Below are 24392 nucleotides of genomic sequence, written 5' to 3' on the forward strand. Positions count from 1 at the left end.
TATGACAGTTATGTATGGGGGCCTTACAGCAGCAATGGCTATTTCTTTGTGGATACCGTACAGCCGGATGATGTGGAGGAGCAGCTTGACATTAAACCGACCTCGGTAAAGGTTAATTTTAATGCTTTTAGCGATGCGGCTCCATCCTCTGGCCATGCCGCCCGAGTCTTTTATATGCAAAAGGTTCATACAGATGGCAGTGTGACGACGATTGATTTAAATGGCGATGGTTCGGCCGAATACAGCATAGCCCTGCAGCAGGCGGCACGTTCTCATCAAGTAACAGGATTAATTCCCGGACAAGCGTATCGATTGACGGTCATAGATACGGATGTAGCGGGCAATCTAGGGAAATATGCGTATATTTATTTTGTGACCAATCGCCCGCCAACGATTGATGTAGACTGGTCTCCGAAACCGATTTTTGAAGGGGATATGGTAACGAACGAGGCGATTGCAGCTGATCCGGACAAAGATACGCTGGCTCTAAAGATGGAGCTTCAGTCGCCTTCCGGGCAAAAATATGCGTACGAGTATACCGTTTCCTATCCTTACGCCAAGACAGGGCCGAAGCTCAAAATGGAGCAGACTGGCGCATGGCAGCTTAGCGTAACGGTAGATGACGGTTTAGCCGAACCAGTAACGATCTCCCAAACCGTTCAAGTGCAGCCGCTGAAAGTGGCGGGAATGGTCAATCATACGGACGATTGGAACAGCATTCGTAAATCCTATAACAAAAAGCAGGGCGGAGATGAAGAAACTCCGCGTGCATACAGCGTATTTTGGGCAGGCGAAAAGTTCATTTTGGTAGCGAATGCGACAGAAACAGGGACGGATACGAAGCCAGAGCGCGTTGAAGTTGCCATGAACAGCTATAAAACGAAGCTGGAGGTGAAAAATACGGCGGGCACATTATGGGCTGGCGCGCTATGGGATGCTTCCTTTGAAAAGCTTAACAAAGGAACATTAAGCTTCACATTTACAGCTCATTATAATAATGGAACAGTGAAGCAGGATGTTGTCCAGGTGTCGATAGATGGCACGATTAATGATGTTCTGGGCGTTCATCGCGTGCGATAGAGTTTATTTTGTGCAATTAGAATAATCAGGACGGCTCAGCTGGTCTATGCAGATTTGCTGGGCCGTTCCAATGTATAGCAGCAGGCTCTTAATTATAGCGAAATTAAAAGCAATATTTTGTTGTTGTCACTTTTTTGGTATAATTTGTTGCCAAATAGATTGAAGCAGTACGTAGATTGTCGAAATTGGAGGGAAAATGATGATAAAACGGCTTGATCATTTCGTTTTAACTGTCAGTAAATTAGAAGCGACTATACACTTTTATACACAAGTTTTGGGAATGAAGGAAGAGACGTTCGGTGTGAATCGAAAAGCTTTTTAATCAAAAAATAAATTTGCATGAGGCTGGAAAAGAATTTGAACCCAAAGCTGAGCACCCTTTACCTGGGTCTGCCGATTTATGTTTTATTACTGATATAAACATAGAAGAGGTCGTGCATCATTTACATAAAAATGGGGTTGAAATTGAGGAAGGGCCAGTAAAAAGAACAGGAGCCCTTGGCCCGATTGTCTCTGTTTATGTTCGAGATCCAGATCGGAACCTCATTGAATTATCACAGTACTTAGTATGATTCTATGAGAAGTAAAAAAGTTGATGGTAAGTTAAGGTCAGCCCTGCTTTATATTATCCCCTATAAGTAAACAGTGTGGAGCAAGCTCGTTACAATTTACTTATAGGGGATTTTTCATGAGTAAATTTTGCACAGGCAGATTTTCACTCAGTAGAGGCTGGTATGTTTTCGACTCCTGTGAAGTTAAGGAGAGGTGGATTCTATTAGACGTAAAAGCTCTTGGGGCTGGTCAATTAAAAAACTAGGTTTGCCGGATTCCAGCAGTTCCTTAGGGTCGAGTCCCCAAGTGACTCCGATTACCTTAATGCCGCATTTATGGGAAGCTACAATATCCCGCAGCTCATCGCCGACGTAGATCACGTCCTCCGGCCGGAGACGGTTTTGTTTCAAATAGGTTTGAATGGTTTTATGCTTGCCGAACAGACCGCTGGAGCTGCGTATGTCATGCAGGGTGTGAATGCCGTGGGGCTGCAAAAAATCTGCGACGTTGTTTGCAGCGTTGGATGTAATAACGGATAGCTTGATGCCGCTTTGCAGCAAATGGCTTAGTACATCTTGCATCCCGTCACAAAATGGAATCGATGCAACATGCTCATTATATTTACGTTTGAATTCCTTGCTGATTTTGCGAAACAGCATAAACCGATAAAAGGGAACGTCAAGCGCTTTAAATCGCTCCTGCAAAGATAGCTGGCTCAGCTTCTTATATTCCTCTTCGGTTACAGGCTTAAAACGATATTGTGCCGCCATTTCATTATAGATGGTAAATACAGCGGCAGCAGAGTCGGCAATCGTACCGTCAAAATCAAAAATAACATGCTTGTACATACCAGTATCAGCTCCCTTGTTATGCCTATTTATACTATAAAAAGTAGACGATAACAACAAGGGTAGTTCATGACGGAGCTTTGCGGGTACGGGCATTTTAACATTTCTCTAGCCGTTGACCATCGAATAAATGAACATAGCGACAAGAATATTGACGATAAAAGCGGAGCCTGAGATAAGCAGGGAGAGGAGGACTTTCGCGGCAGTAGGAAGCTGGCTGCGGAATAGATTAACGTTTCCAAGCATGGCAATGGCACCAATTGCACCGCCTACAGCACCGCCCAGAAAGAGCAGCAGCAAAGGCAATGCGCTCAAAATCCATTCATAGCCCTTTAGTTTTTTGGCGAGCAGCACTTCGCGGCCATTCCATGTCACCTTCGGTACGTTATCAAGCATCGCCCGTCTAACCGTAATTTGCTGCGTCTCTCCATTGAGCGGGAAGAGGTAGCCATCATTTGTTTTTTCAATTTTATTGCCATTAATAAATACCGAAAAGCGTCCTGCAAAACCAGTAGTAATTTTTAATTCAGTGTTTTCGGCCAAAATAGTTTGGAATTTCATAGATAATTCTCCTTCTGTTTATAAAAATATAATAATCCATATCCTAGTACTATTTCGATCTTTTTAACTAGAAAATGAATAGTCCTATATTCCTAACTTTAGGAACAATACACTAATCAGAAAAAGAAAACAGCACCTGCCAGTAATCGGCAGATGCTGCTTGTTAGCGATAATTAAGAGCGTTTAAAGATGAGGAAGCCATCTTCAACAGGAATCGTTTGTCCATTGATTGCCGAAGCTTCTTCGGAGAAGAGGAAAGCTACAACATCAGCAATCTGCTCCGGCTGAATGAGCTTTTTGCTCAGATGCTGCTCAGCAAGGAAATTTTTGAAATCATCGCCATCCTTGATAATCGGTGTATCGATGAAGCCTGGTGCGACTGCAGTTACGCGAATGCCCGCATCAGCAAGCTCCAGTGCTGCCGATTTCGTCATCATGACAACAGCAGCCTTAGCGGCTTGGTAAGCAAAGCTGCCTTTAGCAGCCATGTAACCGAAGATGGAGGCGGTGCTTACAATAATACCTTTAACACCAAGCTCTTTCATTTTCTTCGAGGCATAATAGATGCCCAGGTACACGCCAAATTGGTCTACAGAAATAACATGGTTGAAGTATTCTGGTGTGTGATCCTCAAAGGAGCGAATGTCGCCAACGCCGGCATTGTTGAAAATTCCATCAAGCGTACCGTGCGTTTCAACTGCTTTGTCGATCATGTTTTTAACATCTTCCACGCTGGAAACGTCAGCGCGGATTGCGGAAGCTTGTCCGCCAGCTTGCTTGATCAATTCAGCTGTTTCTTTGGCAGTAGCTTCATTGTAGTCGGAGGATACGACGATAGCGCCTTCGGCAGCAAGCTTCAAGGCAGTCGCACGTCCAATGCCGCTTCCCGCACCTGTAATGATGATGACTTTATTTTCAAGCTTCAATGTAGATAGTCTCCTTTTCGATTAGTTGTATATATTTATTTGCTATTGTCCAACCATACCGCCATCGACCGTATAAAGCGATGCCGTAACGAAAGATGCTTCATCGGACAGAAGGAAATTCATTACAGCAGCTACTTCTTCCGGTTCACCGTAACGGCCCATCGGTGTTGCGGCTTCATTGGCTTTTTTGAATGCCTCTGGATTGCCGAAGTTTTCTTCAATTTGGCGCATCATGCGCGTATTGATCGTGCCTGGAAGAACGGCGTTGACACGAATGCCAAGCGGAGCAAGCTCATTGGCTGTAACGCGAGTCAAGCCGATTACGGCATGCTTGGACATGATATATGGGGACATGCCAGGTGCGCCCATGAGGCCCGCCAGTGATGAAGTGTTCAAAATCGCGCCGGATTTTTGTTTTTTCATAACAGGAACGACGTAGTGAAGACCAAGGAATACGCCGCGAACGTTAACGTTATATACAAGGTCAAGTGCTTTCACGCTTTGTTCTTCGATGAGCCCGGATGGACCTTCGATGCCGGCATTGTTAGCGAAATAATCGATTGTGCCGAATTTTTCCACGGCTTTATTTACGTAGTTTTCAACATCTTCTTCTTTGGAGACGTCTGCTGCAACGATTAGGGAGTTGGAATCGTCTAGGCCAAGCTCAGCAACGACTTGCTGCAAAGCTTCAAGCTTCAAGTCTACCAGTACCAAATTAACTTTACGCTCTACAAAACGGCGGGCAAGCTCTTTTCCAATACCGCCAGCGGCGCCTGTAATGACTGCGGTTTTCGTTGTTGTTGTAACCATGTTTTATCGCATCCTTATCGTATAATTTAGTCGAGCGCAGCTTGTATGAATAAGTTGTATGTGTGCCATTACAGGTTACACTTCACAATGTTGTCACGACAATAATCAATACTTTCTTAAATGTCACGTAAGTGACAGGTAAAGAATGTATGTCTACTTATAGACGGAAATTGAACATATGAAACTTAATTGTTGATTTTTGCTTATGATGTATAAATGTATTCCACTGTATGCAAGCTTTGGGTGTTTAATAGGTGTGGGAGATTAGATAACATTTATTATGGAATATCGAATGAGATATAATAGGGACAACATTACCTATAGGCTTTGGAGGCTGAGCGCATTGGCAACGGAGAAGCAACTGGACCGAAGGACGAGAAGGACGCGTCAAGCGATTAAAGCTGCATTCGTGTCGCTCATATTAGAGCGAGGATATGAGGCTGTGACCATACTTGATGTGGCAAAGCGGGCGGATTACAATCGCGGAACTTTTTATAAGCATTTTGTCGGCAAAGAAGAGCTGCTGCAAGAGATACGTAGCGAATTTCTGCTTGGCTTTGCAGAGACTTTGCTTATTCCATACGAGGGGATGGATCTGGTAAAGGCTGAAGATATTTATCCTTCGGCGCTGCAGCTGTTTGACCATATTGAAAAACATAAAGATGAATTTCAGGCGCTGCTTTCCGTAGATCGCAGCTTTGGGTTTGAGCTTTACGACGTGCTTCGGGAGTCGATGAGGCGCGATATGCACATAACTATGGATGTGGGCAGCCCTGCTCTAGACTACGAAATTTTGCTCAGCTACCAGATGTCAGCTGCAATGGGCGTTATTCTTTATTGGGAAGAATCGGGCTTTAAATATTCCACCTCCTACATGGCGGACCAGTTAATTGGGCTGGTAAATCGCAAAATGGACAAAATCACGTTCAAAAAAAATGCGCCTTCGTCTGCTCCAACCGTAAGTGTCTATTCCCCTTATAATCAGTAATGCCTAGGAGAAGCCTGCGTTCGTTAGGGCAAAGGATCAAGCTTTTGTTACAAATTTTTCTATTAATTGATATTGTAGGCTCAGCTAGGAAGATGTATAATTTTTCATAGGGGTCGTTCCCAGCTCTAACTATCGGGTATCTTTCTTGCAAAAGGGTCGGCTCTTCCAACCAAAATAGGGAGGAGGCGCGTCTGTCTAAAAATATAGACAAGTATAAGTCGTTATCTTCGTTTAAGTAGGTGGAACGACAGTACTTCGGATTTGTGAGTGGTTACCATACCCGAATAGGAAAAGGAGTGAATTAAAGAATGAGCAATCGTCAGCTTTACCCATTTATGAAAGCGCTTAAATTTCTAATTATCGTAAGTTTATTGCTTCCCCTCTACTGGGCAAAGCCTGTGCAAGCGGTGGAAACCGGGAATACCTTGCTTCAGCAAAGCGATTTTGAGGATGGTACGGTGCAGCAATGGGTTGGCCGCGGCGGTGTGGAGGTTTTGGCTGCAAATGCAGCAGCAGCGCGCAGCGGAGCATACGGCTTGGCGGTAAGTGGACGCACAAGCACTTGGCATGGGCCTTCGCTTGATGTGACAAGCCAGCTTGAGATTGGGCAAACGTATGAGTTTATTGGTTGGGTCAAGCTGCCTGCTGGAGCAGCAAACGCCAATATTTCAATGTCTCTTCAGCGCACATTGCCTGCTGGTACCCGGTATGAAAATATCGCATCTGGAGCGGTCACAGCGAGCGGCTGGACGAAGCTGCAGGCTACATTCAAAATGCTAGAGCCGGCCACACAGGTAGCGGTTTATTTTGAGGTGCCAGGAAGTGCAACCGCTTCCTTTTACCTTGATGATTTTCGATTTGAGCGGCATCCGGATCTTGGTCCAATTATAATTGAAGACATACCGTCGCTTAAAGCTGCTTTTGCCGGGAAATTTTTAATTGGCTCAGCTTTTACCAATGATGAGCTGCTGACCGTTCCGGATAAACAGCTGCTTTCCAAGCATTTTAACAGCGTCACGCCTGGCAATGTGCTGAAGTGGGACAGCACGGAGCCGCAGGAGAATGTGTTTAATTTTACGGAGGCAGATGCTGCGGTAGCTTTCGGAGTGCAAAATGGCCAGCAAGTGCGCGGGCATACACTAGTCTGGCATTCACAAACACCTGACTGGGTGTTTCGTGATGCGAACGGAAATTTAGTCAGCAAAGCGGTGCTGTATGCACGCATGCAAAATCATATTCAGACTGTAATGGAACGATATGAGGGCAAAATTTATGCGTGGGATGTAGTTAATGAGGTTATCGATGCATCGCAGCCAGATGGCTTGCGCCGCAGCCTGTGGTATCAAATTGCAGGGGAAGAATATATTGAAAAAGCGTTCGAGTTCGCCCACGCAGTGGACCCGACCGTGAAGCTGTTCATTAACGATTACAATACGCATGAATCGGCAAAAAGCCAGGCATTGTATAACTTAATTACCCGTTTGCAGGCCAAAGGCGTTCCGGTTGACGGCGTTGGCCACCAGACGCATATCAGTCTTTATTATCCAACACTTGCGGAAATTGAAAGCTCCATCATCAAGTTCAAAGCGCTTGGACTGGAGACGCATATTACCGAGCTCGACATTAGCGTCTATTCGGATAATTCGCAATCCTACGATACATTCTCCGCGGAGCTGAAGCAGCGCCAAGCCAACTTGTACAAAGCGCTGTTTCAGGTGTTTTTGCGGCATACGGACACCGTTACGAATGTAACCTTATGGGGCAAGGATGATGCGCATACGTGGCTTCGCACCTTCCCGGTAACCCGCAACAATTGGCCGCTGCTGTTCGATGAGCGTTTGCAGTCCAAGCCTGCCTATTGGTCGGTGCTGGAAACGGTCCAGACGCCTGAGGGGCCGCTCGTTCCTGCTGCACCGACTGGCCTAACAGCGACAGCTGGCAGCATGCAGGTTCAGCTTGCTTGGAATGCGGTAGCCGGCGCGACCTCGTATACGGTGAAACGGGCAACGACGAGCGGGGGGCCATATACGACGCTTTCTGCTGCTGTATCTGGCAGCGTCTATAATGACACAGCCGTTACGAACGGAACGACCTATTATTATATTATTCAGGCGGCCAACAGTGCTGGTACGGGAGCAGCCTCGGCTGAAGCCGTTGCTACACCGAGCGGTACGACCGGGCCAGAGCAGCCTTCTGGCGCCTTAGCGGTAGCTTATCGAGTAGGGGATAATAATGCAGGGGATAACCAGCTTAAGCCGCAGTTCATCATAAAAAATAACGGGACGACTCCCGTCGCAATGAGCGGACTAAAGATCCGCTACTGGTATACGATTGACGGGGAAAAACAGCAAAACTTCTTCAGCGACTATGCCCAAGTAGGCAACGGTAATGTATCGGGCAGCTTCGTCAAGCTGAGTAAGCCGCGGACAGGCGCCGATTATTATGTAGAGCTGTCCTTTGGTTCTGGCGCGGGCAGCATCCCAGCGGGCGGGACATCTGGCGAAATTCATACGCGCATTCATAAGAGCGATTGGACAAATTTCAGCGAGACGGATGATTATTCTTTTAACTCGACACGGACGACTTATGCAGATTATACGAAGGTCACCTTGTATCAAAACGGAAATTTAGTGTGGGGCACGGAGCCTAGCTAATAGGGGAAACGAAAAAAAGGAAGTGCGGAAGGCAGATCGTTGCCTTTCTGCACTTCCTTTTTTAACGTCCTGCTGAACCAGCCTGTCCGCCAAAAGAAGACGATTATTTAACACGTGAGCAAGTCTATTATGCTCTACTCTTTCACTTATTCCAGCTTAGTTTGCTTGGCAGCTAATTTTTCAGCAATTTCTTCTGCCTGATAAATCGTCGTATAAGGATCAGCAGAAAGGTATTTATGAATATCGAGCTCATAAACCCGGTTATTTTTCATGGCATCCATCCCCGCCCATATTTCGGGAATATCTTCTTTATCACTGTTCTTGGACTTCATAAGCAGAAGATAATCGCCGACATATTCTCCGAACAGCTCGGAGCTGATATCCATGCTTTCCTCGCCTTTATCGATTAAGTCCTGCTTAATCTTTGTGGCAGGGGTGAGGCCGAGCAAGTCGTATACCGCTTTACCGCCTCGGTTTGCACTTTTTCCAACGATGCCTACATTAGTGAGCCAATTAAAATCAGCTATCGTAAAGGTGGCACCAGCTGGTACGGCAGCCTGTGCTTTTTTACGTGCGGCTTCTGCCCTTTGGGTAAACTGCTCGTTCCATGCTTTTGCTTCCGTCTGGCGATTCAGAATTTCGCCCATAGCGGTCACTTCCTCTTCCATGGAAGCATATTCGTCGGGCACGAAAACGACCGTCGGAGCAATTTTGGAATAGGACTCATAGGCATCTTTGCTCCATGTAATAATGAGATCAGGCTCAAGCTCTACCATTTTTTCAAGTGAAACCTGATTGTGATTTCCGATATCTGCTGTATTCTCCAGAGGTTTGCGCATAAATTCGCCATAATCGAGAAGGCTGTGAGGCACTCCGATAGGAGTGACGCCTACAGCGAGCACATGCCCAATATTCCAATCTACAATGATGCGCTCTGGCTGAGCAGGGATTTCGATCTCTCCAAGGGACGTGTTTATCATCCGGGTTTTCGGAATTTCGACTGCATCTTCCACTTGATCGGTAGTCTCTTGATTAGTGCAGCCAGCGAGAAATACTGCAAGTACCAGCATGGCGAGGCATGCCATTTTGTAAAAAGCTTGTTGTCTAAACATTTTGTACCCTCTTTCTAATTGATAATAATTTTCATTTAAATCCCACTTTAGATGAATTTTTCAGATTGTACAATGACCAATTCGGACCGAGGGCATACCCGTTTCGGAACTTGATATATATTTGTATTGAGAATTGTTATCATATATGATGAGAACGTATGCTTGTTTTGAAGCTAACGATAGGAGCTTTCTTAATGGATATAGAGCAGTATGCAGCGCTGTGGGACAATAGGCCAATTCGGCTATTGGATGTACGGCGTTATGAATATGAAAGTAATCAGGTACCGAGCTCGCAAATATGCCCGTCCAACACTTTTTTATTTGTAACGCGCGGCCGAGGCATCGTGTGGCTGAATCAAGAAATGCACAGGGTTGATACCTGCTATGCCATTCATGGCAGCCAAGGGGCGCATTTAAGTGTCATAGCCGATGAGGCGATAGAGCTTTATTGGGTTGTTTATATGTTTTTGGGGCCTTTGCCCGTGGAAGCTGCGGATTTGAATGCCCACTTTGGCATGCAGCTGTCCTATCCTTCACCGCTTTTGGAGCATGTGGTGCAGCTGCAGAAGCAATGGGAAAACATTGATTATTTGGAGCGTATCCAATCGACCGCACAATTTTATCAATGGCTGTACGAGCTGTTAAAGCAAATTCGGCAGCATCGCGCGCTAGCTTTGAGCCCTGACCGAACCATGCAGGTCATCGGCTATTTGGCGGAGCATTATAAAGAGCAGATAACCGTTGAGCACGTAGCCGTTATTTTTCATTGCAGCCCCCGTTATTTAAATCGTCTGTTCCAAAATCGGCTGCATACGAGCCCGGGACGTGTGCTGTCCCAAATTCGCATGGCCCAAGCATCGAGGCTGCTCAGACAAACGGAAGCGACTCTGCAAAATATTGCCGAGCAAGTGGGATATGCGAATGGATTTACATTAAGCCGTTATTTTAAAAAAAATTTTGGAATTTCACCTATGTCTTATAGGGAACAGCTTAAAAAACACGGGCCAGCCTTTGAAATAGGAGCTGGAGATCTCGGTTCAGCTATAAAGGTATGGTTAGGAACGGATAGCGAAGGGACGGCAAATCGGGCAAACAGCAAATCCATCGAAACCAGGACAAGAACGATTGCTACGCCAATGGGCAGCATTCAAGTTCCGGATAGGCCTAGTCGGGTAGTCGTGGATTGGGATATCGGCCACGTATTGGCGGTAGGGGTTACGCCGATAGGAGCGCCGCATTCTTTGATCGGGAGCAAGGAGTGGTTTGCGCCCTATATGAATGCGGAGGTGAACAATATCGGCAACCATAACCAAATCTCTCTGGAAAAAGTGCTGGAACTGGAGCCGGATTTGATTATTACCTGGAACCCCTGTGCATACGCCTCGTATGCCCGCATCGCGCCAACGGTTGTTTTTCAAAGTGAAGCGTACCAGACTGTAGCGGAGGAAATTCAGGCGATGGGTCATATTTTGAATCGAAAAAAGGAAGCGGCTAATTGGCTGGACGAGTTCGCACGGCGAATTTCTCTAGTACGCCATCATGTAAGCACATATGTTTCGTCTGAGCGGACATTTACAATAGCTGACCCGAATTGGTCGGAGCATGTCGATTTGGTTGGGAACAGCAAAGGCCGTGGAGGCAGAGCTGCCTATGAGCTGCTGGGGTTCAAGCCTGCCGAAAAAGTACGCCGTGAGATCATGGAGCAGAGGCTTGAATACGCCCAAATTGAAAGAAGCGCGATTAGCAGGTTTCTTGGCGACTATTTGCTCATGCTGAATAGTTCGCAGGGCAGCCCTTCTGCCCAATCGATGCTAAAGTCTGAATTGGATAAAAAGCCGTCATGTGAAGTCATTTACTTGGAATGGAATAAATATTTTTTATCCGATCCTTTGTCGTCCCTGCTGCAGGCGGAGGAAATCGCGCAGCGGATCACGGCAGTGGGTCCCATTCCTATGCGGTAATCAAACCAAACAGGACGAGGAGGAAGGAGGGATGGGAAGGGACACAGCAGCCCTTCATCCTCCAAAACCGCGAGCAAACATGGCATACATGTATGCTGAACAAGGAAGCCAAATGTTAAACCTTGCCCGAGTTTACCTGTGTATCGATGGAGCCGCCCTGAATAATAATTTGTACGGCAGCAGCGATTATAGGAGCTATTGGCAGGATGACAAGCTTTTCACCAAAAGCTTCATGCTCCTCCTGCATCGCAATCGTATCGGTGACGACGATTTCACTGATATTAGGCGATGCCAGCAAATTTCGTGCCCCTCCCGAAAAAAGCCCATGTGTCGCACAAACATAAGCATTCCCGGCGCCATTTTGCTTAAGGGCATTAACGACATTGACGATTGTATTCCCGGTATCAATCAAATCCTCAATGATAATCGGCGTTTTGCCCGCTACATCGCCAATAATATGCGTAATCTCCGTCTGGTTGTGGGCCGGGCGGTTTTTGATCATAATGGCGAATGGGCAATTGAGCTCGCCAGCAAGCTTTTCCGCTGTGGAAGCACGTCCTGCATCGGGAGAGACGACGACCGGATTTTCAATATTTTTGTTTTTTAAATGATGGATAATAAGGTCGAGGGCGGTTAAATGGTCAACCGGAATTTCAAAAAAGCCTTGAATCGGATCGGCATGAAGATCAATCGTTACGATGCGGTTCGCGCCAACGGTCGTCAGCACCTCGGCGACCAGCTTCGCCGAAATCGGCTCGCGGGGAGCCGTTTTTCGCTCTTGCCGGGCATAGCCGTAATAGGGCAAAATCAAATTGATTTTATTTGCCGAGGCACGTTTGGCAGCATCAATGAGCACAAGCAGCTCGACCAAATGTTCATTAACCGGATGGGACATCGCTTGAATAATAAAGACGTCGCAGGTGCGGATCGGCTCTTGGTAGGAAACGTGAATTTCGCCGCTTTGCTGGCGGGTAATAGCGACATCGCCAAGCGGCTGCCCAAGCAAAGAACAGACCTGCTCAGCGAGCTTGCGGTTGGATGTACCGGAAAAAAGCTTTATTTTTTGCATCTTAAGCCTCCTATAGGAAAAACGTTTCACCAATTTTTTGGCTTTGAAGCTTGTAGTTATGAAAAACGCTGACCATTGGCATCGTAGTGCCGGACATCTCCGATGTGTCTTTACAGAAATTATTCGCGGCAATGAAGATTTATTCGATGATCATGTTTAGTATATTGAGCTCAAATTACAAATTGGATATGCTAGAGAGGATGAAACAGAGATGAAAAAGGAGTATGAAAAAGGAGCTGAGGGCATGGGCCAATCGTTGCGAGTAGCAGAGCTGACAGAGCTTGATGAGCATACGTTAGAGGAGTTAGCCGGGCTCATTGTCGAGGTCGTAGACGATGGAGCGTCGATCGGCTTCCTGCCGCCACTTAGCAGGGAGGATGCGAAAGGGTATTGGCAAGGCGTATTGGAGCCGGGCACTTTGCTGTGGGTTGCCAAGGAGGGAGAGCGAATTGTCGGTACCGTACAGCTCCAGCTGGCGCAAAAGCAAAATGCGTCCCACCGGGCGGAAATCGCCAAAATGATGGTGCAGCCCCAGCAGCGGCGCAAAGGCATTGCCAGACTGCTGATGCAGGCAGCGGAGGAGCGGGCTGTTTCGGAACAACGAAGCCTGCTCATCCTAGATACGCTAGAAGGAGCGCCGTCTAATATTTTGTACCAGTCGCTGGGCTTTATGGAAGCAGGGCGTATTCCGAAATTTGCCCGTTCAGGTGATGGCAACCTATATGCCACGGTATTATATTACAAAGAAATATAGTTGGTTTGATTGTCCAAAGCCCAATTAGGAGCAGCAGCTTGCCGCTCTTAATTGGGCTTTATATTGAAGCACCCTCACACTTACTGGGGCTTTGCAAACTCCCGGTCATAAATCGAGCTGACGAGATTTAGCACTTTGGCGCTTTGGTCAGTAAATTTCAGCGCAGAGGTTTTGCCATTTACAAGATAAGAGCCAGGCGCTGCGAGCTTCTGCTTGCCGATCGCTGCTTCATAGAGCAGGGAAGCGCCTTTGCTCGGATGCGGGAAAAATAGCTTCATGATGGGCTTTATATAAAAAGGCAAGCCGGAGCTTTTTCCTTTTCTAATCGTATTATTGCCGCCCGGATCAACGCTGATGATGCGCAGGCCTTCTGCAGCAAGGGCTGGAGCCAGCTCCTTTGTCCACAAGGAAAGAGCGAGCTTGGAGGTGGAGTAGGGACCGAACAGCTTCTTGAATTCCGTTGGGCGCTCCAACGTTTTCGCGTCGAATTTCTTTAAAGTTTTGAAAGAGCTGGTCGACGTATTAACGATCGTCTTATAGCTTCCTTTTTTGAGCAGCTCCTTCAGCTCCATAAAGACGGCATAAGGCGCGACCGTCTGCAAATCAAAATGCTGCTCCCGCCCTTGCTTGGTTATGGATAGCTCCGAGAAGCTGCCTCCTGCATTGTTGAATAGCACATCCAGCTTGGCTTCTGCTGCTTTAATTTGCTTCATTGCCTGCTTTAAGCTTGCAAAATCAGCTAAATCGGCTTTGTAAATGCGAAGCTGTCCCTTGCGCAGAGCAGCTTGAATCTCCTCATCGTCCTCTAGAAAATCGGAACGAATGAGCGCGGCAACATGCCAGCCTTCCCCAAGCAGCCTGCGAGTGAGCGCTAGCCCAATTCCATTGTTAGCGCCTGTAATGAGCGCGGTTTGTACATCTATTTGCTTGTTCATTATGTTTCCTCCTCGATAAGGTTGGCAATCAAACCAGCAGCTAGCTGTTGATGCTGCTCTTGATGGCATTAGCGTACAACTTGGAGGCGACTCCAAGTCAAGCAGTCAGGCAAAACTTTTTGAAACAAAGGACTTGCAAGTCTTTTTAAAAATATAAGAATTTATAGGTTTCACTCTTATAATCAGCTTATATTTCTCGGACTGAAACGCGCCGCGCCGCCAAAGGATGGCGACAGCCGTTTCACCTTGGATCGGATATAGTTTAAATCAAGTTAGTGATTGATCAATCAATACCAATTGAAAGGTTTGGTGCGTTTATGGCAAAAGGAACGGCAACAGCTGCCAGCAGGCGTTCCGACATCGTATCTGCGGCTATTGAGGTTTTTTCTGAAATTGGTTATTATCGCGCAACTACAGCGCAAGTAGCCGAGCGGGCTGGAGGTTATGTATCATCTGTTCTTCGAATCCGTTCCAGCATCTGATGAGGCAACGCGCAAAGCATGGCTGGAGCAGATTTCCTATATGGCAAGCAAGGCTTAATCGGGCAGCTTATTTCACTCATTTGTAATTGATCAATCAATAATTTTATAAGTATGTATATTGTAAAATAAGGCAGGCCGAAGTTCCCCAGGGAACGACGTGCTTGCCTTTTTTGAATTTATTTTAAGATTTGCGTGTAAATATTAAATGTAGAAACCAGTCGAATGCTGAAACATGTTACAATCTTTTCAAAAGAAAAATAAGCTTTCTAGCGGAGGCCATCATGCAGCCATTTACGAAAAGAGTTATTGAAATTATAAAACGCATTCCAGCAGGCACTGTCATGAGCTATGGGCAGATTGCCGAGCTTGCGGGAAGCCGCAGAGGAGCGCGCCAGGTCGTGCGGATTTTGCATACGCAGAGCAGCATCCATCAGCTGCCGTGGCACCGGGTTGTCAATGCGCAAGGCGAAATCGCCATCCCGAGTGAAGAGGGGAATATGGAGCAGCGGTCCCGCTTGGAGGAAGAGGGCATCGAGGTTAGTGCGCAGGGCAAGCTGGATTTGGCAAAATATCGTTTTAATCCGGCGCCAGCGGACATAATGGGAGCGTGGGATAACCTAGATCCAGACGATGTGGACCAAATGTTTTAAACCCGGATTCAGAGAAACGAGGCAGATGGATGCGTAAAATACAATCAAGCGGTTCGGGCAAAAAAGTGATCTTAACCGCAATAACGTTCGTGTTATTGTTGACGGCATGTGGACGCTCGGAGCAGCCAGCTCCATCCTCATGGCCTACATCCTCGGCAGCGCCACAGGACACGCCTATGGCAGCATTGCTGCCAGAGCAGCATTATGGTGACAAGCTGCAAATGCAGGACAAGCGGCAGAAGCTGTATCATTTTATAACGACTGAGCTGTCTGGAACGGCGGGCATTTATACGAATTTGCAGGATACGGAGCAAAATGCGGAGCTCACGACGGGGCATGAAATGCTTAGCGAGTCGGCGGGACTTATGATGCGCTACAAAGCGTTAACGCAGCAAAAGTCTGCTTTCGAGGAGGAGTGGGCCCGCGCCAAGCAATCCTTCAATATGGAGACGGCTTTCAGCTACCGCTTCAGCCCCAAGCTGCAAAAGCGTTATACGCTGAACGCAGCGGTTGACGATTTGCGCATCATCCGGGCGCTTTATGAGGCCGGCGATGTTTTTCAAAATGAAGGCTACAAGCAGGAGGCCGACAGCTTCGGCAAACGTTTTTACGAGCATAATGTGAAAAATGGCTATTTGTATGATTTTTATGATGAAACATACAAAATAACGAATGATTTTATTACGCTCTGCTATATCGATTTGAAGACGCTGGGGCTGCTGCCTATCGAGGCGGGGGAGCGGCAAACGCTGATCGCTAATATGGAGAAAGTCATCAAGGACGGTTATTTAACGAATGAATTTCCTTTCTATGAGACGCGTTATGATTATGGCAAAGGTAAATACAGCTCGGATCATATTAATATGGTGGAATCTTTGTTAACTGTGCTGGTATTAGCCGAAATGGGTGAAGAAAAAGCCGAAAGCATCCGATACATAAAGGATAAGGTGAAGGCGGGTACGCTTTACGGCCAATACACGAGGGAAGGCGCAGCCACGACGGATACGCGCTCCACTGCCATCTACGCGATAACGGCGATGATTGGCTCCGTGATTGGCGACCAGACTTTATATGCCGACAGTATTGGCAAAATGAATGAGTTCCAAATCGAGGAGGTTGGAAGCCCGCTGCTCGGCGGCTTTGGCGACACGGCAGCTCAGCAGGCCTATTCCTTCGACAACCTAATGGCTTTGCTTGCTTATACTTACTAAAAGCATGGTGAAAAAGGATCATCACTGCGTGAAAGGTTTGGCTTACGATCGCTATTGCCACTGGATTTCTTGAATAAAAACGGATCTAGCTGTAGAAATCCAATGACAAATGCGAACGCTACCGCTTCTCCAGCTCAAACCTTTCACTCCGCTTGCCTTTTTCAACATGCTTTTAAAAAAGATATTAAGAAAGAAGGCGCCCACCATGATAGCAGACAGGGCCAAGCACTATGCGCGGCAAGCCTACGCCTTATTGAATAGATACCTATCGCCTGCCAGCTTCGCTGCTTTGGCAGTGTTAATTATTACAATCATCGCCTTGTTCACGCCCCCGTATATTGGGATGGCGGACAATGGGGACTTTTTTCGTATTTTGTACAGCAACGGCTTATATTTTAACGCCCCGGATTATGACAGCCAATATCTCGGCTATTTTGTAAAGAAATTTGGCATTTTGCAATATTACAATGAAAATGGGACAACCTTTACGTCCTCGCAATCCTGGTTCATTCAATTGTCAGTTGCGCTGAATACGCTGCTGGCCAGCAGCCAGGTGTTCGATGTGCGTTTTCAGGCGGCCATATTGACGATTCTTTACGTCATTGCGATTTATTTGCTCGTTGAGAGCCTGACTTGGAAAATTGACCGGAAATACGGCTATATCATTGCGCTGCTGGCGATTTTTATGTTTGGCGATACGGGATATACGGCGTTTTTCAATTCTTTTTTCAGCGAAGGCATCGTGCTTATTATGATGATGCTCGTCTTTGCCTCAGGGCTGCTGCTTTACCGCCGCCGTTACAATGATTACGCGATGCTCGCTGTGTTTACAGTAAGCGGGTTTCTGCTGACGACGAGCAAGCAGCAAAATGCACCGGTTGGCGTCATTATTGCCGTCATCGGGCTGTTCTACCTGTTCATCCATGTGAAGCGGACGTTCCGCGTGCTTATGCTGACTTCGCTCACCATTCTGATGCTTGCAGGCATTGCAACGTATGTGCTCATTCCGAAGGAGTTCGTCAACATTAACAAATACCATGCGATGACGCGCGGGGTGCTGATGGGCTCGGACGATCCGGAGGGTGCCTTGGAGGCGCTCGGCATGGACAAGCAATATGCGATTTTGAAGGACAGCATTTATTATGAGCCGTTTACGACAGTGGATGTGGATTCACCTATATTAGAGGAAAATTTCTACAGCCAATATGGCTTTGGTGCGATTGTCGGCTATTATATCAGTCATCCCGATCAAGCTGGAAGCATGCTGAACTTGGCAGCGAAAAATGCGTTCACCATCCGCCCTGCGGCGATGGGCAATTATGAAAAATCGGCTGGCAAGCCGTTTGGTCAGCAGACGATCTTTTTCTCCGGCTACAGCTTGCTGAAAGAGGCGCTTGCGCCCAAAACCTTCGGCTTCATCGTCATCTGGATGATTGTCGTCGTTGGCGTTTATATGCCGGCTTTCGTAGCGGCGATCAGGGCGCGAAATTTAAGGCGGGCTTCGCGCCTGCCGCTCATCGTCATGATGATGCTGGCCGGCTTGTCCGGCATCTTCGTCTCGATTATCGGGGCGGGGGACGCCGATTTGGCGAAGCATGAATTTCTGTTTACCGCGGCTTTTGATCTCATTACGTTTTTGGTCATTGCAGATGCTGTGCGCCGCAGATTATGGCATAGCGAGCAGGAGAAGGATTCGCCAAACGAAATACATCTAGAGAGGGTGGGAAGGTGAGAAGGTGAAAAAAAGCAAATGTAGACAACCATTACCGAAAACGCTATTGCACCTGCTGCTGTTGCTCTGTTTGCTTTGTAGCTCTTCCATTTCTTCTCTCGCTGCTGCCGCAGAAAGAGAGGCGGAGCCGATCCGCGTGCTGCTGCTCTATGACAGCTTGGCGGGTGGCACGCCAAAGGCTGGCAATGTCGAGGCGCTGCAGCAGCAGCTTGCCGCATTCGGGGCGCAGGTGACAATCCTCTCCGTAGATGGTTACTCAGGCGGCATGCTGGAGCAGTATAGCAAGGTGATTCTGGTGCGAAATGCAGCGGATATGGAGCTGACGAATGCCGCTTTTGTTCAGGATAGGGCAGCCTATCGGGGCGATTATTTTCACATCGGCGAGGAATTGCCTGCTCGGCAGCAGCAATCGCTGCATATTGCCATCGAACAAACACCGAGCGAGGAAACGATGCGGCTTGCGATTGGCCCATTTTCAGATGAGGCAGTGCGTGTGCAAAACACCCCGTACATCGTGATGGAGCAGACGGCAGCCAATCCTTCGGTGAATCTTCAGGCCGAGGCCTACGGCAGCTTTACCCCCAAGCAAAATAGCGGTGCGAACGGAAGCTCCCCCTACGCGGTGAGGAATGAGCATACGGCGTATGTGCCTTATTTTCAGAAGGGGAATTTGAGCGAGCTGGCGATGTCGTATGTGCTGAAGGATTGGCTGGGACTTGCCGAGCCGGGACTAACCTACTTGCTTTTTAAGGAAATTTACCCGTTTTCGGATTTAACGCTATTGGCCCAAATGGCCGATACTTTATATGATGCGGGCATTCCTTTTGCGATAAGCGTCCAGCCGGTGTTCAGCAATTCGGAGTTTCCGGCGATGCAGCGCTATCTGGAAACGTTGAAGTATGTCCAGTCGCGAAACGGCACTGTGCTGGTCAATGCGCCAGTCGTAGCTTCAACCATTGGTCAAAATGACCAGACGCTGAAAACGAAGATGACCTCGTTCATTGACGTATTAGCGGCTTACGGCATTGCCCCGCTTGGCATGGGAGCAGAAATGTATTGGTCCTACGATAAGGAATACGCTGTGGATGGCATGGGCTTCTTTAATTCGGCGGTGCTGCTGCCTAATAAGAAGCTGATGTACCGTTCGCAGACGAACGTTTCCCAGCCCTTCGCCTCATCGCTTTACAGCATAAGCCCGAGCTATCTTGCCAGCTTTGACCGTGAGGGCAAGGCTTGGGAGCCGCTTCCGATGAATACGGCGCTGACGTATGATTTTGCTGAAAATGAAGCGCAGCTCAGCGCCGATCTCGCCAGCATTACAGAGAGCTGGATGACCTTCACAGATTATAAGCAACAAGGCCACGAGGTGCGAACCGAGGCGCATGTCATCCTGTCGCAAGGCGGCCATATGACCATTAATGGTCAAGCGGTAACCTTGAATGATGCGCTGCGGCAGGTCAGCTCTGATTTTGAATATGCAGATAAGGGCACGGTAAGCTTTACCACCTTGTTTAATGTGCAAAATAAAATTTTTATCGTCATTATTATTGTGTCGCTCTTCATATTCGGCTTCCTCTTTATGATCGGATACCGACTGTACAGACGCAAATACTTCAAATAAGGAGACAGCTATGACAATCGCAGACATCCTCATGTTGATTGCCGTTATCTGTATTTGGTCGCTCCTGCTCGTCAATGTGGTGCTGATTATTGCCGGATATTTATTTTATATCCAGAGCGAAGGAAAGCCTGTGCCAGAAATCAAAGGGGAGACCCCCTTTGTCACCATTATGGTTCCGGCCCACAATGAGGGCAAGGTCATTACGAAGACGGTCGAATCGCTGCTTGCGCTCGATTATCCGCATGACCGTTACGAAATTATTGTCATTAACGATAATTCCTCGGATAATAGCGCGGTGCTGCTTGCCGAGGTGCAGGCGAGATACGCAGGACGCAACTTAATTGTTATCAACACCGACAAGGTTACAGGCGGCAAGGGCAAGTCGAATGCGCTCAACATCGGCTTTCAGCAGAGCCGAGGCGAACTGATCGCCATTTATGACGCGGACAATACGCCGGAGCGCACAGCGCTTCGCTATCTGGTCGGTGAAATTACGAATGATGATACGCTGGGCGCGGTCATCGGGAAGTTCCGAACGCGCAACCGCGATACGAATCTGCTCACCCGCTTCATTAACATTGAGACGCTGTCCTTCCAATGGATGGCGCAGGCGGGCAGATGGAAGCTGTTCAAGCTTTGCACGATACCCGGCACGAACTTCATTATGTGGCGTCATATCGTCGAGCGGATTGGCGGCTGGGATGTGAAGGCGATTGCCGAGGATACCGAGATCAGCTTCCGCATTTACATGATGGGGTACCGAATCAAGTTTCAGCCGAAGGCCGTCACTTGGGAGCAGGAGCCGCAAACGGTCAAGGTATGGTTCAAGCAGCGGACGCGCTGGGCGAAGGGCAATATTTATGTCATTGTGAAAAATATCCCCTTGCTGTTTGACCGCTCGGCGACGAACATCCGCTTTGATATTTTATACTTTTTATCGATTTATTTTCTGCTTCTCACGTCGCTCGTTATGTCTGATCTGCTGCTCATTCTTCACGCTTTAGGTTATGTACATACGACGATTGCCGGATTCAGCTCCTTCCTCTGGGTGCTGGCGGTCACGCTATTTATAGTAGGCACTTATATTACGCTAACAACGGAAAAAGGCGAGCTTAGGCTGTCCAATGTGTGGATTATTATGCTGATGTACGTATCCTATTGCCAAATGTGGATGGTTGTTGCCGCCTACGGCTTATATACCTACCTCAAGGATTTAGTGTTTAAGCGTGAAGCGAAATGGTACAAAACCGAACGTTATTAAAGCTGGAGGAGAGCATCATGAAAAGACGCATATTCGTAATTACCTTCATTTGTATGGCGCTGCTGCTTGGACAGCTGGGTCAGCTTGGAGCAGCAACGGCAAGCGCAGCAGAAGCACCGGGCACAGAAAGCTATGAGATCCCATTCATTACAGCAGATACATCCATGTCGGGTGTGGTGGCGGCGCGCCAGGACTTTTTTCAAATACCGTCCTATTGGAATGTAAGCAGCGTCGTCGTCAATATGGACTATAAGGTGTCGCAGCTTGCGGACAAGGACCGTTCCAGCGTCACTTTGGCGATTAACGGCGTAGCCTTTTATTCGTTTCGTCCGGATCGCACGGTGGAGAAAAAGCAGCGCCTGAGCGTGACGATTCCTCGCGAGCTGCTGGCGGAAGGCACAAACACGCTGTCGACAGAAGGAAGCATTCAGACGATCGTCAATGATCAAATTTGCTCGCCGGATGAGGAGCGGGACAATTGGCTCCAGCTATACAGCAGCTCCAGCGTGGATGTTCGTTATGTAAGCAAGCCGCTGGACGGCTCCATCCGTGATTTTAATGAGCGCTTTACAAGCCTCGACACGGTCAGCAAAAGCTTGAATACGATTGCAGTGCCGGCACAGGCTTCTGCGAAAGAAATGGAAGCGGCCGTCTACGCACTGTCTGGCTTTGCCAAGGCGAATACGCTTCAGGACAAGACGATTCCGCTGCTTGCCTTCGATGATGAATATTATGCAGGCAAAAAGCTCGTTACGGCTGTCGCCTTGTATGACCAGCTTCCGAGCGGGCTGAAGACAGCTGTCGGCACACCGGATTTGAACGGTAAAGCGCTGATTCAGCTCGTGCGCCAAGGCGAGCAATGGGCGCTCGTTGTAACCGCGAAGGATGAGGCGCTGCTTGTGAAGGCAAGCCGCCTTGTGGCGAATCAGGCATTGATGAGCCAGCTCAGCTCCGACCGTAAAATCGTCGATGAGAGCACCGATGTCTCGACGCCTGTGGTCAACATTAGCCGCAATGTCGTTTTGACCGAATCAGGCGACGAGCTGAAGGGCCCTCGCCATCAGGAGAAAGCTTATTTTGTGTCGCTGCCAGCCAATCGTTCCATCGCTGACGCAAGCAAAATCAGTCTCGATTTCCGCTATGCGAAAAACTTGGATTTTGACCGTTCGATGGTGACAGTGCTCATCAACAATACGCCAATCGGCAGCAAGAAGCTGACGGAGGAGCTGGCAAATGGCGATTCGATTACATTGCCAATTCCGAAAAATCTGGACATTTCCGGCAACTTTTCCGTCGTTGTCGCCTTTGATCTAGAGCTGAAAAATGCCGTTTGCGTGCAAAATCAGAACCAAATGCCGTGGGCTTTCGTGACGAAGGATTCCATGCTGCAATTGAATACGAAGGATCGGACGGAGCTGTTGTTCAACAACTATCCGTATCCATTTTTGAGAGATGGAGCATTTAACCAGGTAGCGGTTGTACTGCCGCAGGAGCGCGATTCCTACACGTATCGTACGGTAGCCAACCTGTTTAACCTGCTTGGCCAATATGCAGAGGGCAACACAGGAGACGTTCTTTTTTATAGCGATGATGTCGCTGCTGATGTTTTGAAAGCCCGCAACGTCATCGCGATTGGAACCTTCCAAAGCAACAAGGTGATTCGTGATCATAATGACGCGCTGTACTTCAAATATGATGCGAATGGCGCAGGCTTGCAATCCAATGAGAAAATGAGCATCGACTCCGATTATGGCAAGCGTATCGGGACTTTGCAGCTGATTGATTCCCCGTATGAGGCGGGGCATGGCTTGCTTGCCGTTACGGGGGCAGACTCGGAATATTATTATTTAGCTTCCAAGCTGGTCGCCAGCCAAGGAACGGTATGGAAGGTGTTCGGCGATGGCGTATCGACGGACAAGGACGGCAACATTAACGCATTTCGTTTCAAAAAAGAAGCCGAGCCCGAGCAATCCTCCGTCATTAGCAATGTGATGGAACGCACCGATGTGCTCAGCTTCGTGATCGCGGCGGCACTTGTTATGGTACTGGTGCTCGTATCGCTGATTTTCCTGGCTCGCAAATATCGCAGAAGACGGGGTGATCGCGATGAGGCGTAATCAGAGCAGTCTTATTTCCGACAGCGGCTTCCTGCTGCTCATCGTCGTCAGCTTCATTTGCATCGTATTTACAGCGGGAGATCCTGACCGTTATTTGCAAAATGTTATTTTTCTGAATGTCGCTTTCCTGATTGCGATCATTACGTATTTCACGAATGTGACGACAGGGCTGATTCTCAACATTGTGTTTATTTTTGGCTTTGGTACCTATACGCTATATGGAACGCTTGTGGGGGGAGAGGCGGTCAGCGGCGGCAATTATTTCTGGCTCGTCATGACGCCGGTGTTCACCTTGGTGACGTGGATGTTCACGCTTGCAGGCAGACAGCTCCAAACGGAAAATGAACAGCTCAAGAAAACGAACAGCCGGCTGGCGACGATGGATGAAAATACGAATCTGCGCAACAGCCGCTCGTTCCAAAATGACGCCGCCGTCTTCATGGCGCTGTCCACCCGGTATCAAATTCCGCTCACACTGCTTGTTGTGAACGTGAAATATTGGGATGAGCTGCGGCGGATGGTCAGCGAGGAGCGGATGACGGAAGCGATCTTCGAGCTTTCGCAGATGAGCCAGACAAGCATTCGGACGAATGATTCGATTTATATGCTGAGCAAGGATAATCCGACTTGGGGACTGCTGCTGTTCACAGACCGCCAAGGGGCGAATATCGTCATCGAGCGCTTGCGGCATAAAATCCAGGAGTTTAATTCTGCCGAGTTTTCGCATAAATACAAGGTGGAGCTGAGCCTGAAAATCGGAGCGCTGCAATATGAGCCGGAAGCAATCCCGACGCCGCTTGATTTCATCGTGCAGGCGCGGAAGCAGCTGGAGTATGATGTGTAAGCTAGAAGGATAATGGGAAGACAGATGCCGAATGGATAGCAATCCGGCGGATAGCAAGTTATAGAGAATCCCTTGATTTCAAGGGGCTCTTTTTTTTGCTGGTGATTGAACCTGAATTACGAAAGCCCATAAGAACAAATATTTAATGAAGATGACTTAGGAAATTGCATCCAGTTATGGATGCGCAATCATCGAAAAGAATAGAGAATGTCGAAAAAAATATG

19 protein-coding genes and 2 pseudogenes are annotated in these 24392 nt (G+C 47.9%); 14 read left to right on the forward strand and 7 right to left on the reverse strand.

Annotated features, from left to right (window positions below):
* The first annotated feature begins 48 nt into the window (after positions 1-48).
* Positions 49-1080, forward strand: a complete 1032-nt coding sequence (locus tag AC50Y5_RS28505; protein WP_494864744.1) for a hypothetical protein — start codon at positions 49-51, stop codon at positions 1078-1080.
* Positions 1081-1279: 199 nt separating this feature from the next.
* Positions 1280-1652: pseudogene (locus AC50Y5_RS28510) on the forward strand (VOC family protein).
* Positions 1653-1835: 183 nt separating this feature from the next.
* On the opposite strand, the gene AC50Y5_RS28515 reads toward AC50Y5_RS28510, so the two are convergent.
* The 4 genes from AC50Y5_RS28515 to AC50Y5_RS28530 all read right to left on the reverse strand — a co-directional run bounded on the left by AC50Y5_RS28515 (position 1836) and on the right by AC50Y5_RS28530 (position 4777).
* Entirely contained in the window at positions 1836-2480 is a 645-nt protein-coding gene (locus tag AC50Y5_RS28515; RefSeq protein ID WP_494864749.1) for an HAD hydrolase-like protein, read from the reverse strand.
* A 108-nt stretch (positions 2481-2588) separates the two neighbouring features.
* Entirely contained in the window at positions 2589-3041 is a 453-nt protein-coding gene (locus tag AC50Y5_RS28520) for a hypothetical protein (RefSeq protein ID WP_494864753.1), read from the reverse strand.
* A 173-nt stretch (positions 3042-3214) separates the two neighbouring features.
* Positions 3215-3967, reverse strand: a complete 753-nt coding sequence (locus AC50Y5_RS28525) for an SDR family NAD(P)-dependent oxidoreductase (RefSeq protein WP_494864755.1) — start codon at positions 3965-3967, stop codon at positions 3215-3217.
* Between the two features lie 42 nt (positions 3968-4009).
* Positions 4010-4777 carry an SDR family NAD(P)-dependent oxidoreductase gene (locus tag AC50Y5_RS28530; protein WP_099517260.1) on the reverse strand — a complete coding sequence of 256 codons (768 nt, stop codon included), beginning with the start codon at positions 4775-4777 and terminating at the stop codon, positions 4010-4012.
* 343 nt (positions 4778-5120) lie between these two features.
* Between AC50Y5_RS28530 and AC50Y5_RS28535 the strand changes: the two genes are divergently transcribed.
* Both AC50Y5_RS28535 and AC50Y5_RS28540 read left to right on the forward strand, forming a co-directional pair.
* Positions 5121-5765, forward strand: coding sequence for a TetR/AcrR family transcriptional regulator (locus AC50Y5_RS28535; RefSeq protein ID WP_056031110.1), 645 nt, complete (start codon positions 5121-5123; stop codon positions 5763-5765).
* A 308-nt stretch (positions 5766-6073) separates the two neighbouring features.
* Positions 6074-8419, forward strand: a complete 2346-nt coding sequence (locus tag AC50Y5_RS28540) for an endo-1,4-beta-xylanase (protein WP_494864757.1) — start codon at positions 6074-6076, stop codon at positions 8417-8419.
* Between the two features lie 146 nt (positions 8420-8565).
* Here AC50Y5_RS28540 and AC50Y5_RS28545 read toward each other — a convergent pair whose 3' ends face one another.
* Entirely contained in the window at positions 8566-9531 is a 966-nt protein-coding gene (locus AC50Y5_RS28545; RefSeq protein WP_494864759.1) for an ABC transporter substrate-binding protein, read from the reverse strand.
* Positions 9532-9725: 194 nt separating this feature from the next.
* Between AC50Y5_RS28545 and AC50Y5_RS28550 the strand changes: the two genes are divergently transcribed.
* Complete coding sequence (locus AC50Y5_RS28550) at positions 9726-11492, forward strand: AraC family transcriptional regulator (RefSeq protein WP_494864761.1); 1767 nt, start codon at positions 9726-9728, stop codon at positions 11490-11492.
* A 115-nt stretch (positions 11493-11607) separates the two neighbouring features.
* Here AC50Y5_RS28550 and AC50Y5_RS28555 read toward each other — a convergent pair whose 3' ends face one another.
* Entirely contained in the window at positions 11608-12561 is a 954-nt protein-coding gene (locus tag AC50Y5_RS28555; RefSeq protein WP_494864763.1) for a ribose-phosphate diphosphokinase, read from the reverse strand.
* 244 nt (positions 12562-12805) lie between these two features.
* On the opposite strand from AC50Y5_RS28555, the gene AC50Y5_RS28560 reads away from it, so the two are divergent.
* Positions 12806-13315, forward strand: a complete 510-nt coding sequence (locus tag AC50Y5_RS28560) for a GNAT family N-acetyltransferase (protein ID WP_494864879.1) — start codon at positions 12806-12808, stop codon at positions 13313-13315.
* Positions 13316-13395: 80 nt separating this feature from the next.
* Here AC50Y5_RS28560 and AC50Y5_RS28565 read toward each other — a convergent pair whose 3' ends face one another.
* A complete protein-coding gene (locus AC50Y5_RS28565) occupies positions 13396-14250 on the reverse strand; it encodes an SDR family NAD(P)-dependent oxidoreductase (protein ID WP_494864765.1) in 855 nt (284 codons plus the stop codon).
* 317 nt (positions 14251-14567) lie between these two features.
* Here AC50Y5_RS28565 and AC50Y5_RS28570 point away from each other — a divergent pair.
* From AC50Y5_RS28570 to AC50Y5_RS28605, 8 genes and pseudogenes are all read left to right on the forward strand, one after another.
* Positions 14568-14687, forward strand: a pseudogene (locus AC50Y5_RS28570) (TetR family transcriptional regulator); the annotation flags it as partial.
* 326 nt (positions 14688-15013) lie between these two features.
* A complete protein-coding gene (locus tag AC50Y5_RS28575; protein WP_494864767.1) occupies positions 15014-15382 on the forward strand; it encodes an MGMT family protein in 369 nt (122 codons plus the stop codon).
* A 29-nt stretch (positions 15383-15411) separates the two neighbouring features.
* Positions 15412-16593 carry a hypothetical protein gene (locus AC50Y5_RS28580; protein ID WP_494864773.1) on the forward strand — a complete coding sequence of 394 codons (1182 nt, stop codon included), beginning with the start codon at positions 15412-15414 and terminating at the stop codon, positions 16591-16593.
* 205 nt (positions 16594-16798) lie between these two features.
* Positions 16799-18325: a glycan biosynthesis hexose transferase WsfD gene (gene wsfD / locus AC50Y5_RS28585; protein ID WP_494864778.1), complete on the forward strand. Its 1527-nt coding sequence runs from the start codon at positions 16799-16801 to the stop codon at positions 18323-18325.
* A gap of 4 nt (positions 18326-18329) precedes the next feature.
* Positions 18330-19946: a hypothetical protein gene (locus AC50Y5_RS28590; RefSeq protein ID WP_494864780.1), complete on the forward strand. Its 1617-nt coding sequence runs from the start codon at positions 18330-18332 to the stop codon at positions 19944-19946.
* 10 nt (positions 19947-19956) lie between these two features.
* A complete protein-coding gene (locus AC50Y5_RS28595; protein ID WP_056031077.1) occupies positions 19957-21207 on the forward strand; it encodes a glycosyltransferase family 2 protein in 1251 nt (416 codons plus the stop codon).
* Between the two features lie 17 nt (positions 21208-21224).
* Entirely contained in the window at positions 21225-23324 is a 2100-nt protein-coding gene (locus AC50Y5_RS28600; RefSeq protein WP_494864782.1) for a cellulose biosynthesis cyclic di-GMP-binding regulatory protein BcsB, read from the forward strand.
* Positions 23314-24168 carry a diguanylate cyclase domain-containing protein gene (locus AC50Y5_RS28605; protein WP_056031074.1) on the forward strand — a complete coding sequence of 285 codons (855 nt, stop codon included), beginning with the start codon at positions 23314-23316 and terminating at the stop codon, positions 24166-24168. Before AC50Y5_RS28600 ends, AC50Y5_RS28605 begins: the two co-directional genes overlap by 11 nt.
* Positions 24169-24392 lie beyond the last annotated feature (224 nt).

The organism is Paenibacillus sp. JT22N7 (genome assembly GCF_059383875.1).